Genomic DNA, 14,069 nt, shown 5'->3' on the forward strand with positions numbered 1-14,069 from the left:
CTTGCTGGGCTTTGTTGAAGCGGTGGATTTCATCGACAAACAACAGGGTGCCCTGCCCGTTGTCGCGACGGATCTTGGCCGCCTCAAAAACTTTGCGCAGTTCCGGCACGCCCGAAAAAATGGCGGAGATCTGCACGAAATGCAGGGCGGTTTCCCGCGCCAGCAACCGGGCAATGGTGGTTTTGCCCACACCGGGTGGACCCCAGAAAATAAGCGAGGGCAGCGACCCAGACGCCAGCATCACGCCAAGCGGCGCCTCCGGTCCCAGAACCTGCGCCTGTCCGATCACATCCGACAGGTTCTGTGGTCGCAGCCGATCTGCCAGCGGCCGATTGGGCGCCCCTGCGGATGACGCTGCAGCCTGGCCGGGATCCGCCGGGTCCGGGTCTGTGTCGAACAGATCCGCCATATCAGAGCCGGTACCGCAGGGAGACGCGCTGCCCCTGACGGATCAGATCCACCTTCAACCAGCGACCTGCGCCTTCGATCAGATCGGCAACGTCGCGGGGCCGGGTGACCGGGTTGTTGTTGATGGCCTCTACGATATCACCAGCCCGCAGCCCGACTCGGGCGCCATATGGGCCCGCATCGGTGATCACCACCCCCGTTGCCGTCATCGGCAATTGCAGACCCAGCACAATTTGCGGGTTGATCCGCGCCAGGCTGAGCCCGGGGAGGCGGCTGCGCTCATCCATGGTGAATGGTTCTGCCGGTGGATCATTCGGTGCAGCGATCATCGCCACCTTCAGCGCTGTGCGTGTCCCACCGCGCAGGCGGGTCACCGTGGCGGTTTCCCCCATGCCGACCACAGACATGCGAAACACCATTTCAGACGGCGAATTCACCTGCTGACCCGCCACATCCAACACCACATCGCCCACTCGGAACCCTGCTTCTGCAAAGGGACTTGCCGGGTGCAGGTCCGAAATCACCATGCCTTCGGGCAGGTCCATATCCAGCGAGGCCGCCAGATCCGCATCAACAGGCTGGCCCATCATGCCCGCCCATGGGCGCTGAAACGCCCGCACTGGGACCATCTGGGCTGTGTTGTCCGTCTGATCTGTCTGGCTCACCAAATCCCCCTGCTCCACCTGACGCATGAAGGCACGCACCAGATTGGCGGGGATGGCAAAACCGATGCCGTTGGAGCCACCAGAGCGGGTCACGATCCGAGTGTTGATGCCAATCAGGTCGCCATTCACATCGATCAGCGCGCCACCGGAATTGCCTGGGTTGATCGGCGCATCGGTCTGGATGAAGTAACCAAGCCCACCCCCGGTGCCTGACCCGCTGCGCGCCAGGCCGGAAATGATGCCGCTGCTCACCGTCTGGCCCACGCCAAAGGGGTTGCCGATGGCCAGCGCCAATTCGCCCACTTCGACCTGATCGCTGTCGCGCAGCTCCAGATAGGGCAGATCTGCCGCATCCTCCAGCTGCAGCAGCGCCAGGTCGCTGGCCTGATCCGCCAGCACGACCTTCGCGGCGTATTCCCGCCGGTCCGTTGTCACCACGCGGATATCGGTGGCCATGCCGACCACATGGTAGTTCGACACCACCAGCCCGGACTTGGACAGAATAACACCAGATCCCAATGAGTTCTGCACCCGCGGCTGTGGCCGGGACAGACCGCGAAAGAAGTCCTCGAAAAAGGGGTCATCCATAAATGGCGTGCGCCGCTGCTGTTGCTGCTGCACGATCTTGGCGTAGATGTTCACCACGGCGGGGGCCGCTTCTTTCACCAGCGGTGCAAAGCCAAGGGAAATCTCTGCCTGATTTTGCGGCACCCGCGTTTGGGCCATGGCCTGTGGCAGGCCGGAATGAAGGGCCAAAAGCAGGCCCGCTGCGGTCAGAAAAGCGCGAAACATGACGGCTCCGTTTTTGTCGTGTTCAGCATATGCTGACGTCCCACCTGTTTTACAAGGTTGGATTTACGCCCTGATACAGCAAACAAAAACCCCCGCCCTGTTGCCAGAGCGGGGGTTGAGATCAGGTCCGAAGACCGAGATCTTTAGGCTTCGTCAGCCGCTTCGATTTCAGCCAGACGTGCTTTGTCAGCAGCGCCTTTGGCGGAAACGTCGCGATCCACGAATTCGATGATCGCCATTGGTGCCATGTCGCCATAACGGAAACCGGCTTTCAGGATGCGGACATAACCGCCCTGACGGTCCTTGTAGCGCGGGCCCAGAACCTCGAACAGTTTTGCAACGTCCTTGTCTTCCTTCAGCTTGGACGCAGCCTGACGACGGGCGTGCAGGTCGCCGCGCTTGGCCAGGGTGATCATCTTTTCGATGATCGGGCGCAGTTCTTTTGCTTTGGGAAGGGTTGTTTTGATCTGCTCGTGCTCGATCAGCGAGCCAGCCATGTTGGAGAACAGGGCCTTGCGGTGCTCATGAGTACGGTTCAGGCGGCGATAACCACGTGCGTGACGCATTGTTTCATTCCTTGATCTTAGGTTTTGCTTTGTCAGGCAGCTGATAACTTGTCAGCCACTCACCTTGGGGCGGATGCCCATGTATTCCCCGGTAGGTCCGGGCATTTCGGGCGGCCCGTGAGCCGCCCAATCTCTTAGAAGCTGTCTTCGAACTTCTTCGCCAGATCTTCGATGTTGTCCGGCGGCCAGTCCTCGACGTCCATACCGAGGTGCAGACCCATGCCCGACAGCACTTCCTTGATCTCGTTCAAGGACTTGCGGCCGAAGTTCGGCGTGCGCAGCATTTCTGCTTCGGTTTTCTGGATCAGATCGCCGATGTAGACAATGTTGTCGTTCTTCAGGCAGTTTGCGGAGCGCACGGACAGTTCCAGTTCGTCCACTTTCTTCAGCAGAAGCGGGTTGAACTCGAGACCATCGTCGTCGTCCTGGCGGCCTGCGGATTCTGGCTCGTCGAAGTTGACGAAGATCGACAGCTGATCCTGCAGGATACGCGCAGCAAAGGCCACGGCATCTTCCGGCGTGATCGAACCATCGGTTTCGACCTTCATGGTCAGCTTGTCATAGTCCAGAACCTGACCTTCGCGGGTCGGCTGAACGTCGTAGGAGACCTTTTTGACCGGCGAATAGATCGCGTCGATCGGGATCAGACCGATAGGCGCATCTTCGGGCTTGTTCTTGTCAGCAGAGACATAGCCTTTGCCGGTGTTGACGGTCAGCTCCATGAACAGATCCGCGCCATCATCCAGGTGGCAGATCACGTGCTCACGGTTCAGCACCTCGATGCCTGCGGATTCGGAGATGTCACCTGCGGTAACAACTGCCGGACCTTTGGCATTGATGGACAGACGCTTTGGGCCTTCGACTTCCATGCGCAGGGACACGCCCTTGAGGTTCAGGATGATGTCGGTGACATCTTCGCGAACGCCCGCAACGCTGGAGAACTCATGCAGAACGTTGTCGATCTGCACGGAGGTGATGGCCGCGCCTTGCAGCGAGCTCATCAGAACGCGACGCAGCGCGTTGCCGAGGGTCAGACCGAAGCCGCGTTCCAGCGGTTCTGCCACAACAGTGGCCTGACGTGCGGGATCATTGCCCGGCTTAACATCAAGCTGGGTCGGCTTAATCAATTCTGCCCAGTTCTTGTGGATCATGCGGTCCCTCCATTCCTGTCCGCGCCCCATGTCCAAAGGTGCAGACGCCCGAGGTTTCAAATGACGAACTGGGGCCTTGCACGAAACGCAAAGCCCCAGCAGGTGTTGTGTCGCTTAGACGCGGCGGCGCTTTGGTGGGCGGCAGCCGTTGTGTGCAATCGGGGTGACATCACGGATGGATGTGATGTTGAAGCCGATAGCCGCCAGCGCGCGCAGCGCGGATTCACGGCCAGAGCCTGGGCCCTGAACTTCGACTTCCAGAGTTTTCACGCCGTGATCCTGGGCTTTTTTGCCAGCATCTTCAGCAGCCATCTGAGCCGCGTAAGGGGTCGATTTACGGGAACCCTTGAAGCCCATGGTGCCTGCGGAGGACCAGGAGATCGCGTTGCCTTGCACGTCCGAGATCAGGATCTTGGTGTTGTTGAACGAGGAGTTCACATGTGCAACGCCGGAGGCGATGTTCTTGCGCTCTTTGCGCTTAATGCGAGTCTTATCGCGTGCCATTGGTCAGACCCTCCCTTATTTCTTCTTACCAGCGATGGCCTTTGCGGGGCCTTTGCGGGTACGAGCGTTGGTGTGGGTACGCTGACCGCGAACGGGCAGGTTACGACGGTGACGCAGACCGCGGTAGCAGCCCAGATCCATCAGACGTTTGATGTTCATGGTCACTTCGCGACGCAGGTCACCTTCTACGGTGTAGTTCGCATCGATGTGCTCACGGATGGCCAGAACTTCGGCATCCGACAGCTCGTTCACACGACGGGTGCGATCGATGTTGACAGCTTCGCAGATGGCTTCGGCGGAAGTGGAGCCGATACCGGTGATATATGTGAGGGCGATGGGGACCCGCTTTGCAGTCGGGATGTTAACGCCGGCAATACGTGCCACGTGTCACTTTCCTTTTTGTTGCGGTTCCGTAGTGCCGGAACCTTTTTTCACAACACTTGATCATGGCAGTGGCGCCAGAGGACCCAGTATTTTGAGGTAATTCAGCTGCGCAATAGGCGCACGCAGCCAGTCGATTCCCATTGGGGATGCGGTTCCCTATGTGGAAATCACGCTTTGGTCAACCCGTGGGTCTGCCCGGACCGCAAGTTTCCTGGCGCACTCGGGGCCATGCGCCTGAAGCTGTGCATTTTTATCGCAACTTTCGCGATCCGTGAACGTGCGCTGCACCAAGTGGCCCGTCCGCCAAACATCAGCCGCCACTCTGGCAAATCACGCCGAACCCCAACCGGGAAACGCAAACGGCCCCACCCAGAAAAGGCGGAGCCGCTGTAGCACTGTTGATCGAATGGACCGTGGATCAGCCCATGATCCAATCGATAGATTTGCGCACCTCATCGATGGAGGCCATACCATCAAGCCGCTGCAGGTTGCCCTTGGCGTAGTAGTAGCCAATCAGCGGCGAGGTCTTTTTGTAATATTCCATCAGGCGTGTGCGCATGGCGTCTGCGGTGTCATCTGCCCGTGGCTCTTTGCCTGCGGCGCGGGCTTCGGCGGCGCGGTTCACCACACGCTCGACCAGAACCTCATCGTCGACCTGCATCTCAACGACGCTGTCGAGCTTGAGGTCCATTTCGGTGAGCAGTTTTTCCAGCGCGTCAGCCTGCGGCAGCGTGCGTGGGAAGCCATCAAAGATGAACCCGCCTTCGGAGCCTTCCTGCAGTTTTTCGCGGATCAGGCCGATGACGATCTGGTCGGTGACCAGCTTGCCCTCTGCCATGATCGCGGCGACCTTCTTGCCCATTTCGGTGCCGGAGGTCTGCGCTTCGCGCAGCATGTCACCGGTGGACAGTTGGGTCATGTTGCGGGAGCCGACGAGATGCGCCGCCTGCGTGCCTTTGCCAGCGCCCGGTGGGCCCAAGAGAATAATATTTGTCATCGACGTGCAGGCCCCCGTTTGGTGCGTTTTTTGTTGCGACCGCGCAGCTGGCTCTTTTCGATCAAGCCTTCGTACTGATGCGCGAGAAGATGGCTCTGCGCCTGCTGGATGGTATCCATCACAACCGACACAACAATCAAAACCGAGGTGCCGCCGAAATAGACCGGGATGGCCAGCTGACCACGCAGAACCTCTGGCAGCAGACAGACGGCTGCAAGATAGGCAGAGCCGAGCACCAGCACGCGGTTGACCACATATTCCAGATATTCAGCGGTTTTCTGACCTGGGCGGATGCCCGGCACAAAGCCGTTCTGGTTCTTGAGGTTGTTGGCCACGTCCTCTGGTTTGAAGGAGACGTTGAACGTGTAGAAATAAGCAAAGAACACGATCATGACCACGAAGAACAGCAGATACAGCGGCTGTCCGGGGCCAAAGTTGGCCAGCAGCCAGGACATGATCGGGCCGTTGGTGGCATCCTGCGAGAATGTCGAGATCGTCACCGGCAGCAGCAGAAGCGAGGAGGCAAAGATCGCGGGGATCACGCCTGCTGGGTTTACCTTCACCGGCAGGTGGCTGGAGCCGCCGTCATAGACCTTCATACCGACCTGACGGCGCGGGTATTGGATGTGGATCTTGCGCAGCGCGCGTTCCATGAACACCACGAACATGATCAGGCCGACCATCAGCAGGATCACAGCGATGATCACGGCAGGGCTGATCGCGCCGGAGCGACCGGAGGCGAAGAACTGAGCAATCGCCGCAGGAACCTCGGCGATGATGCCGACAAAGATGATCAGGGAGATACCGTTGCCGATGCCGCGCTGGGTGATCTGCTCGCCCAGCCACATCAGGAACATGGTGCCGCCCACCAGGGTGATCATGCAGGCCAGGCGGAAGAACATGCCCGGATCTGTCGCCAGATCGCCCGATTCGAGCGAGACCGCGAGACCGTAGGACTGCGCTGTCGCCAGCAGAACCGTGCCGTAGCGGGTATACTGGTTGATCTTCTTGCGGCCCTGTTCGCCCTCTTTCTTCAGCTGTTCCAGCGATGGAACCATAGAGGTCAGCAACTGAACAATAATCGAGGCGGAGATATAGGGCATAATTCCGAGGGCAAAGATGCCCATGCGGCCAAGCGCACCACCGGTGAACATCGACACCATGCCGCCAATACCCTGCCCGGCCTGATCCATGAACTGGCGCAGTGCGTCCGCGTCGATCCCAGGCACCGGAATATACGTCCCAAGACGATAAACGATCAAAAGCCCAAGTGTGAACAGGATGCGGTTGCGCAGATCTGTGGCCTTGCCAAGAGCGGCCCAACTGGTGTTCGCCGCCATTTGTTCTGCTGCTGATACCATAAAAAAGGTCTCTTCTTGCGAAAACGCCGCCCAGGGCCGTTTTCCGGCTCGGGCGGCGTCAATGGAAAACTGAATTCTATGTAAGCGGCATCGGCGCCGCTCACAAGCTGTTACTCAGCTGCGGCAGTGTTTGCCACGGTCAGAGAGCCACCCGCTTTGGCAACTGCGTCGACGGCGGATTTGGACGCGCCGGTGACGGAGATGGTTGCTTTGGCGGTGATTTCACCCTTTGCCAGCACGCGGATGCCGTCCAGTTTGCGACGAACAACACCGGATGCCACCAGGCTATCTTCGGTGATGGAGGCCGCGTCCAGCTTGCCCGCGTCGATGAATTTCTGGATCAGGCCCAGGTTCACAACTGCGTATGCTTTGCGGTTTGGCTTGTTGAAGCCACGCTTTGGCAGACGCTGGTAGAGGGGCATCTGGCCGCCTTCGTAACCATTGATGGCTACACCGGACCGGGATTTCTGACCTTTGATACCGCGGCCACCCATTTTGCCTTTGCCGGAGCCCGGACCACGACCAACGCGGGTGCGTTTCGGTGCGGCGCCTGGATTGTCGCGCAGTTCATGAAGTTTCATATCGCTTCTCCTTTGCCGGAACTGACCCCTGAAGCGTAAGCGGGCCAAACACGGCTCTTCTTGGTTTTGGTCTCAGAACCACAAAATGATTCCAATGGCAGGTACACTGCCACCGGGCGCGTATAGACGGGATGGGGCATCGGATCAAGTGGGCAGGTTATACGTCAGGGGGAGAGCCTCGGTGTGTGCCGTTTCGCGACATTTCCTGCCACCGTTCGAAATGAGCACTGTGGTGCGATTCTTGGTATCGGCGTCTCTCGCGCCGAGCCCTGGCGACCGCAGACAGCAGGCGCGCGTCCTGAACGATTACAACCAAGCGATCACAACTAAGCGATCGTACCAAACCACCCGCCAAGGCCCCTGCCCTGCCGGTTGCTGTGGGTGTCTGTCTGTTCTGCGCTTCGTTCCGTCTGGGGCCGTTTGTTAATGGGTGGCGGCGCCGCCGGGGGTTGGAGTTGGATCGGGGTGTCAGTCCCGCATGAAGATATATCAATCATGGCCCTCAGCGGTTGACTGAGGGTCCGGTTCCAGGTGCCGGGGTGCCAGACCCGGCGAAGATCGCGATCCCCTGTAGAATGGCATATCTCTCTGAAAGCATCGTGCACGGGGCGTACGGTGGGCTGCAACAGGCAACACCCCTGCGCGGTGTTCTGGTTTAGACCTGCCATCTGCGATGGCGGCCAGCCCTGTGTTGCAGCTGTGTTGCAAAAGAAAACGCCCCTGCCAGGGAGGAGCGGCAGAGGCGTTCTCGTATGATTGCCGGATCGAAGGGAGGAGGAAGACCCGGCTCTCACTGTCTGGCAGAAATGTATTTAGGCGCCGTAAACATGCTCGCGGGCGAGTGTTTCGATATCGCTGCGGCCGATCCCGATATCGGCCAGATCCCGATCGCTCAGTGCGTTCAGTTCGGCCAGAGTGCGGTTGTATTCGCGGCTCAGCGCGCGACGGTCCTGAATGGCCTGCAGACCACTGCGGATGCGGGCAAACAGAGAGGAGGTCGCGAGGGGTGTGTTGATGACATGTGCCATGATTGAAGTCCTTTCCTGACCGGACGTATTTCCGGCTGTTGTTGATCAATGTCTGTTTCAGTGACAAGGAACAGATAGGCGCTCTTGTTAGCGCCAACAACTGACAGGTTGGACTGACCGCTATGCAGCCTGTGCATGGGAAAAATCATTCAAAATTAAGTTGATGCTGCCGTTTTGGCAGATTTGGGGTCCGCGCGCACAGCAAACGGGCAAAAGAAAAACGCCCCGGCGAACCGGGGCAAAAAGGGATCAGTCGGCTACTGGCAACCGTCCCAAACAAACTCGAACTTCTCACCGAGTGGAGCAGCATCCTCAAACTTGGCTGAATACTTAGAACCACGGAAATCGGTAATCTCAAAAATCAGATCATCTCCTGACAAAAGGCCATCTCGGAAATCCTTGTAGCCATTCGGTAGGAAAGCGGCTGTGCCACTTGTTGATTCATGCCATCCTTCCTTAACCGGCTCGTTTTCGCCAAACTTATATCGAACTGGAATGCTGTTTCGGCGGGCGCCAATGTATCCATTGGACACAACGAGGATTTCGGTGCCCCCTCTTCCGTCACATCGCACGATGATTGCCGAGGGGGCATCTCTTGATTGAGCCACACTTCTGTCGCTGTGCCAAGAAACCATGGAAGTGTCTTTACCCGAAAAATCGTCCGTGGATGCGGTGAATATCCAGCTACCCTTTTCTTCTACCACGGTATTTTCATCGTCATCAGGAGCTTTAGGCTGTGGCTGAGCAAGATCAGCAACCAAATTGTCGAAACACTTAAGCCGTTCGCTGTCCTCCTCGATCACCGCGCAAGAGCTGAGATCCGAAGCCACAGCGACGTTTGCTATTACTACAGCCAATATCGAGTAACAAACTGAACGTTTCATAATGCCACCTTAAATAGAAAAAACGCCCTGCAGTTTCCCACAGAGCGTTTACTACTTTCAAGATCAAAGAGGCTTAGTCGCGCTCTTCGATGATCTCCACCAGATGCGGGATCTTGTTGACCATGCCGCGAACGGAAGGGGTATCTTCCAGCTCACGAGTCTTGTGCATCTTGTTCAGGCCCAGGCCAACCAGGGTTGCGCGCTGGTCTGCGGGGCGGCGGATCGGGGAACCGATCTGCTTCACGACGATGGTTTTTGCCATGTGTCCGTCTCCTTACGCTTCTGCTTCAGCAGCAGCAGGGGCTTCATCCCGCTTGGGCAGGATATCGGCAACCTTTTTGCCACGACGCTGAGCAACCGACCGAGGTGACTGCTCTTTTTTCAGACCGTCGATGGTGGCGCGGATCATGTTGTAGGGGTTCTGCGAGCCGATGGACTTCGAAACAACGTCTTTGACGCCGAGCATTTCGAAGACAGCACGCATCGGACCACCTGCGATGATACCGGTACCTTCAGGTGCGGTGCGCATGACGACTTTGCCTGCGCCGTGACGGCCGTGCATGTCGTGGTGCAGGGTGCGGCCTTCTTTCAGCTGCACGCGGATCATCTGACGCTTGGCTTGCTCGGTGGCTTTGCGGATGGCCTCGGGGACCTCTTTCGCTTTACCTTTACCGAAGCCGACGCGGCCTTTCTGATCGCCTACAACCACCAGAGCGGCGAAGCCGAAGCGCTTACCACCTTTAACGGTTTTGGAGACGCGGTTGATCGCGACCAGACGATCTGCGAATTCCGGTGTTTCCTCTTCGCGACGGCCACGGCCGCGGCGGTTTTCACGTTCTGCCATGAGGCATTCCTTTATTTCTGACGACGAGCGTCTCTTGAACTCAATCCTGGTGAGCGCACCACAGGCGGGCTCCCGGATCATCGGGGCGGCCAATCAGCCGCCCACAGTGTCTGTTGCGGGCCCACAAAACCGTGAGCCCACAGATCCTTAGATCTTCAGACCGCCTTCACGCGCAGCGTCGGCCAGAGCCTTCACTTTGCCGTGGAACAGGAAGCCGCCACGATCGAAGTATGCTTCGGTGACGCCTGCCGCCTTAGCGCGCTCGGCAATAACCGCGCCCACTTTGGTGGCTGCTTCGATGTTGTTCTTGCCGACAAAACCCAGGTCTTTTTCCAGGGTGGAGGCGGCGGCGACGGTCACGCCACGGACATCGTCGATCAGCTGAACAGAGATGTTCTTGTTCGAACGGTGCACGGACAGGCGCGGACGGCCTGCGTTGACCTTGCGAAGCTTGTTCCGGACGCGCAGCCGGCGCTTCAGAAACAGGGTACGTTTGCTGTTTGCCATTTTGCTGGTCCTTACTTCTTCTTGCCTTCCTTGCGGAAGATGAACTCGCCTTTGTAGCGGATCCCTTTGCCTTTGTAGGGCTCGGGACGACGCCAATCGCGGATTTTGGCCGCAACTTCGCCGACGAGTTGTTGGTCATTGCCTTCCACAACGATTTCAGTCTGCTTCGGCGCAGTGATGGTGACACCCTCCGGAGCAACGACGTCAACGTCATGGCTGTAGCCCAGGTTCAGCTTCAGGGTGTTGCCCTGCATCTGAGCCCGGTAACCCACACCTTGGATCTCCAGCTCTTTTTTGAAGCCCTGGGTCACGCCGGTGACGAGGTTCTGAACCATGGTGCGGGACATGCCCCACTGCTGGCGGGCACGCTTGGATTTCCCGCGCGGGTCCACTTTGACCAGGTTCTCTTCCACAGTGATGGTGACGTCATCGGTTGCGGTGAAGCTGCGGGTGCCTTTCGGACCTTTCACTTCGATGCTCTGGCCGGAGACGCTGGCGGTTACACCGCTCGGCAGCTCGACCGCTTTTTTACCAATACGGGACATCGAAAGACCTCCTTAGAAGACGGTGCAGAGCACTTCGCCGCCGACGTTGGCTGCGCGTGCTTTTGCATCCGACATCACACCCTTGGGGGTGGAGACAATCGACACACCCAGGCCCTGACGGACTTGTGGAATGTCATTGACGCCCATGTAAACGCGGCGACCGGGCTTGGACACCCGCTTCAGCTCACGAATAACAGGTTCGCCGTCGAAGTACTTGAGGCTGATTTCGATGGCGGGGTGGCCATTGGAACCAGTCACGTTCTCATAACCGCGGATGTAACCTTCGTCCGCCAGCACATCCAGAACCCACGCACGCAGCTTGGACGCTGGTGTGGAGACGGTGGATTTGCCGCGCATCTGAGAGTTACGGATACGGGTGAGCATATCGCCGATAGGATCGTTCATATCTGTCTCTCCCTTACCAGCTCGATTTCACCATACCGGGGATCTGGCCATTGGAGCCCAGTTCCCGCAGCGCGATACGGCTGATCTTCAGCTTACGGTAGTAAGCGTGAGGACGGCCGGTCAGCTGACAGCGGTTGTGCAGACGGGTTGCCGAGGAGTTGCGCGGCAGTTTCGCCAGCTGGAGGCGCGCTTTGAAACGCTCTTCCATCGGACGAGATTCGTCGTTTGCGATTTCTTTCAGCTCGGCACGCTTTGCGGCATATTTTGCCACCAGGCGCTCGCGCTTCTTCTCGCGTTCGATCATGCTTTTCTTAGCCATGTCTCTTCCTTCCCGCGATTAGCTGTTGAAGGGCATGTTGAATTGCTTCAACAGCGCCTTTGCTTCCGCGTCAGTTTTCGCGGTGGTGCCAATCACAATGTCCATACCCCAGGATTCATCGATCTTGTCGAAGTCGATTTCCGGGAACACCATGTGCTCTTTCAGACCCATGGCATAGTTGCCACGGCCATCAAAAGAAGTGCCGGAAACGCCGCGGAAGTCGCGGATCCGAGGCATTGCAATGGTGATCAGACGGTCGAGGAATTCGTACATCCGGTCGCCACGCAGGGTCACCTTGGCACCCATCGGCATGCCTTCGCGAACGCGGAAACCAGCGATGGAATTCTTGGCCACGGTGGTCAGAGCTTTCTGGCCCGCGATTGCGGTCAGATCAGCCTGAGCGGACTTGGCTTTCTTGCTGTCTTTGACGGCAGCACGGCCACAGCCGATGTTCAGAACGATTTTGTCCAGCTTGGGGATCATCATGTCGTTCTTGTAGCCGAACTCTTCTTTCAGGGCGCCGCGAGCGGTTTCCTTGTAGAGAGCTTTCAGACGCGGGGTGTAGGTTGCGTTATCAAGCATCGATCACGTCCCCCGTGGTTTTGGCGTAGCGCACTTTCTTGTCGCCTTCCATGCGGAAGCCAACGCGTGTTGCTTTGCCGTTTGCGTCCAGCAGAGCCAGGTTCGACAGCTGGATCGGCAGAGCCTTTGGCAGGCGGCCACCTTGGCTGGTCTGGGTTTGACGGGTGTGGCGGATTGCCATGTTCACACCATCAACGACAGCTTTGCCAGCTTTGGGGTCAACGGAGGCAATGGTGCCTTCTTTGCCCTTGTCTTTGCCGGCCAGCACGACGACCTTGTCGCCTTTGCGGAGTTTAGCAGCCATGATTACAGCACCTCCGGAGCAAGCGAGATGATCTTCATGAAGTTTTTCGCACGCAGTTCACGAACAACCGGGCCAAAGATACGGGTACCAACCGGCTCGTTGTTGTTGTTCAGGATGACAGCTGCGTTGCGGTCAAACCGGATTGCGGTGCCGTCTTCACGACGGACCTCTTTGGCGGTGCGCACGACGACGGCCTTGCGGACGTCCCCTTTTTTCACGCGGCCGCGCGGGATGGCTTCCTTGACCGAGACAACAATGATGTCGCCTACGGATGCGTATTTACGCTTGGAACCACCCAGAACCTTGATGCACTGAACTCGGCGCGCGCCGGAGTTGTCAGCAACATCCAGGTTTGTTTGCATCTGGATCATGTGGTTTCTCCCGACCTATGGGGCAGCGATGCGATGCTGTGATCCCCCAGGGTTTCGACTTTGCTAAAAAGCCTAGTCGCCAGGAGCCTCAAACGAGGCTCTTAGGCTTCCAGAACTTCCCAGCGTTTCGTTTTCGATTTCGGCGCGCATTCGATGATGCGTACGGAGTCGCCGACCTTGAAAGCGTTCTTTTCATCGTGAGCCCGGTATTTCTTGGACTTACGGATGGTTTTCTTCAGAACCGGGTGCGTGAAGCGGCGTTCAACCGAGACAGTTACGGTCTGGGCGTTTGCGTCGCTGGTCACAACGCCTTGCAGGATACGTTTGGGCATTGTGTCGCTCCTTATTCGGCTGCTGCTGCAGCTTTTTCGTTCAGAATGGTCTTCACACGGGCTGCATTGCGGCGTGCCGCTTTGATGCCCGACGTGTTTTCCAGCTGACCGGTCGCCTGCTGAAAGCGCAGGTTGAAGCTCTCTTTTTTCAGGGATGCGAGCATATCGCGGAGTTCATCCACGGTCTTCTCGCGAAGATCATTGGCGTTCATCGCCTTTGTTCCTTGTCCTAAGCACCAGAAGGCCCCGTGTGGGTCACCTTGTTCCCTGGTGGGTTATGTCAACCGTGCCAAAACACGGCAAAAAAGAATCACTCGACCCCGATCCGAGACGGATTGGGTGCAAGCGATGGGTTCCTATAGAGGAGACAGGGTGTGGGGGCAAGGGAAAGGTTGGGGAGATGTCGCTAACAAGCGATATGTCCGGTGTAGGTAACATGCGATCTGTCCGGTTTTATCATGTCTCCGAAAGGAGGCGTTATGAAGCGGACAGAAGTGTTACAGGAAGTTCGACTTATGAAGTTCGAAGACGTGTATTCG

The 14,069-nt window shown here is 57.9% G+C and carries 22 protein-coding genes; all 22 read right to left on the reverse strand.

Features of this window, described 5'->3' with window-relative positions; genetic code table 11:
- A partial coding sequence (locus Q0C28_RS06360) for an AAA family ATPase (protein WP_293573910.1) occupies nucleotides 1-409 on the reverse strand: 409 nt, incomplete at its 3' end.
- A gap of 1 nt (nucleotide 410) precedes the next feature.
- Nucleotides 411-1,865 carry a trypsin-like peptidase domain-containing protein gene (locus Q0C28_RS06365; RefSeq protein WP_293573912.1) on the reverse strand — a complete coding sequence of 485 codons (1,455 nt, stop codon included), beginning with the start codon at nucleotides 1,863-1,865 and terminating at the stop codon, nucleotides 411-413.
- Nucleotides 1,866-2,008: 143 nt separating this feature from the next.
- Nucleotides 2,009-2,431 carry a 50S ribosomal protein L17 gene (gene rplQ / locus Q0C28_RS06370; RefSeq protein WP_293573914.1) on the reverse strand — a complete coding sequence of 141 codons (423 nt, stop codon included), beginning with the start codon at nucleotides 2,429-2,431 and terminating at the stop codon, nucleotides 2,009-2,011.
- Between the two features lie 134 nt (nucleotides 2,432-2,565).
- On the reverse strand, nucleotides 2,566-3,582 hold the full coding sequence (locus tag Q0C28_RS06375) for a DNA-directed RNA polymerase subunit alpha (protein WP_008562550.1): 1,017 nt from the start codon (nucleotides 3,580-3,582) through the stop codon (nucleotides 2,566-2,568).
- Nucleotides 3,583-3,696: 114 nt separating this feature from the next.
- Nucleotides 3,697-4,086 (reverse strand): 30S ribosomal protein S11, encoded by a 390-nt coding sequence (gene rpsK / locus Q0C28_RS06380; protein ID WP_008560534.1) that lies wholly within the window; start codon nucleotides 4,084-4,086, stop codon nucleotides 3,697-3,699.
- A gap of 15 nt (nucleotides 4,087-4,101) precedes the next feature.
- Nucleotides 4,102-4,470, reverse strand: a complete 369-nt coding sequence (gene rpsM / locus Q0C28_RS06385; protein WP_293573918.1) for a 30S ribosomal protein S13 — start codon at nucleotides 4,468-4,470, stop codon at nucleotides 4,102-4,104.
- 418 nt (nucleotides 4,471-4,888) lie between these two features.
- A complete protein-coding gene (locus tag Q0C28_RS06390; RefSeq protein ID WP_293573920.1) occupies nucleotides 4,889-5,467 on the reverse strand; it encodes an adenylate kinase in 579 nt (192 codons plus the stop codon).
- Nucleotides 5,464-6,828 carry a preprotein translocase subunit SecY gene (gene secY / locus Q0C28_RS06395; protein ID WP_293573922.1) on the reverse strand — a complete coding sequence of 455 codons (1,365 nt, stop codon included), beginning with the start codon at nucleotides 6,826-6,828 and terminating at the stop codon, nucleotides 5,464-5,466. The genes Q0C28_RS06390 and secY overlap by 4 nt, the downstream gene beginning before the upstream one ends.
- A 110-nt stretch (nucleotides 6,829-6,938) precedes the next feature.
- Nucleotides 6,939-7,409, reverse strand: coding sequence for a 50S ribosomal protein L15 (rplO, locus tag Q0C28_RS06400; RefSeq protein ID WP_293573924.1), 471 nt, complete (start codon nucleotides 7,407-7,409; stop codon nucleotides 6,939-6,941).
- A gap of 812 nt (nucleotides 7,410-8,221) precedes the next feature.
- On the reverse strand, nucleotides 8,222-8,437 hold the full coding sequence (locus Q0C28_RS06405; protein ID WP_293573926.1) for a DUF1127 domain-containing protein: 216 nt from the start codon (nucleotides 8,435-8,437) through the stop codon (nucleotides 8,222-8,224).
- A 257-nt stretch (nucleotides 8,438-8,694) separates the two neighbouring features.
- Entirely contained in the window at nucleotides 8,695-9,321 is a 627-nt protein-coding gene (locus tag Q0C28_RS06410; protein WP_293573928.1) for a hypothetical protein, read from the reverse strand.
- A gap of 73 nt (nucleotides 9,322-9,394) precedes the next feature.
- Nucleotides 9,395-9,583, reverse strand: coding sequence for a 50S ribosomal protein L30 (gene rpmD, locus Q0C28_RS06415; protein WP_008559881.1), 189 nt, complete (start codon nucleotides 9,581-9,583; stop codon nucleotides 9,395-9,397).
- Between the two features lie 12 nt (nucleotides 9,584-9,595).
- Nucleotides 9,596-10,165 (reverse strand): 30S ribosomal protein S5, encoded by a 570-nt coding sequence (gene rpsE, locus Q0C28_RS06420; protein WP_293573934.1) that lies wholly within the window; start codon nucleotides 10,163-10,165, stop codon nucleotides 9,596-9,598.
- 147 nt (nucleotides 10,166-10,312) lie between these two features.
- Nucleotides 10,313-10,672 carry a 50S ribosomal protein L18 gene (rplR, locus tag Q0C28_RS06425; RefSeq protein ID WP_293573936.1) on the reverse strand — a complete coding sequence of 120 codons (360 nt, stop codon included), beginning with the start codon at nucleotides 10,670-10,672 and terminating at the stop codon, nucleotides 10,313-10,315.
- A gap of 11 nt (nucleotides 10,673-10,683) precedes the next feature.
- Nucleotides 10,684-11,217 carry a 50S ribosomal protein L6 gene (rplF, locus tag Q0C28_RS06430; protein ID WP_293573938.1) on the reverse strand — a complete coding sequence of 178 codons (534 nt, stop codon included), beginning with the start codon at nucleotides 11,215-11,217 and terminating at the stop codon, nucleotides 10,684-10,686.
- A 12-nt stretch (nucleotides 11,218-11,229) separates the two neighbouring features.
- Nucleotides 11,230-11,622, reverse strand: coding sequence for a 30S ribosomal protein S8 (rpsH, locus tag Q0C28_RS06435; RefSeq protein WP_293573939.1), 393 nt, complete (start codon nucleotides 11,620-11,622; stop codon nucleotides 11,230-11,232).
- Between the two features lie 13 nt (nucleotides 11,623-11,635).
- A complete protein-coding gene (rpsN, locus tag Q0C28_RS06440) occupies nucleotides 11,636-11,941 on the reverse strand; it encodes a 30S ribosomal protein S14 (protein ID WP_293573941.1) in 306 nt (101 codons plus the stop codon).
- Nucleotides 11,942-11,959: 18 nt separating this feature from the next.
- Nucleotides 11,960-12,523: a 50S ribosomal protein L5 gene (gene rplE / locus Q0C28_RS06445; RefSeq protein WP_293573943.1), complete on the reverse strand. Its 564-nt coding sequence runs from the start codon at nucleotides 12,521-12,523 to the stop codon at nucleotides 11,960-11,962.
- On the reverse strand, nucleotides 12,516-12,827 hold the full coding sequence (gene rplX / locus Q0C28_RS06450; protein ID WP_293573945.1) for a 50S ribosomal protein L24: 312 nt from the start codon (nucleotides 12,825-12,827) through the stop codon (nucleotides 12,516-12,518). Before rplX ends, rplE begins: the two co-directional genes overlap by 8 nt.
- A gap of 2 nt (nucleotides 12,828-12,829) precedes the next feature.
- A complete protein-coding gene (gene rplN, locus Q0C28_RS06455; protein WP_005621870.1) occupies nucleotides 12,830-13,198 on the reverse strand; it encodes a 50S ribosomal protein L14 in 369 nt (122 codons plus the stop codon).
- 101 nt (nucleotides 13,199-13,299) lie between these two features.
- The gene (rpsQ, locus tag Q0C28_RS06460; protein ID WP_005621877.1) at nucleotides 13,300-13,530 is read right to left on the reverse strand and encodes a 30S ribosomal protein S17; all 231 of its coding nucleotides are present in this window, start codon (nucleotides 13,528-13,530) and stop codon (nucleotides 13,300-13,302) included.
- Between the two features lie 11 nt (nucleotides 13,531-13,541).
- Nucleotides 13,542-13,742 carry a 50S ribosomal protein L29 gene (gene rpmC / locus Q0C28_RS06465; RefSeq protein WP_293573949.1) on the reverse strand — a complete coding sequence of 67 codons (201 nt, stop codon included), beginning with the start codon at nucleotides 13,740-13,742 and terminating at the stop codon, nucleotides 13,542-13,544.
- Between the last annotated feature and the right edge of the window lie 327 nt (nucleotides 13,743-14,069).

Source organism: Phaeobacter sp. (genome assembly GCF_022825805.1).
Taxonomy (GTDB): domain Bacteria; phylum Pseudomonadota; class Alphaproteobacteria; order Rhodobacterales; family Rhodobacteraceae; genus Phaeobacter.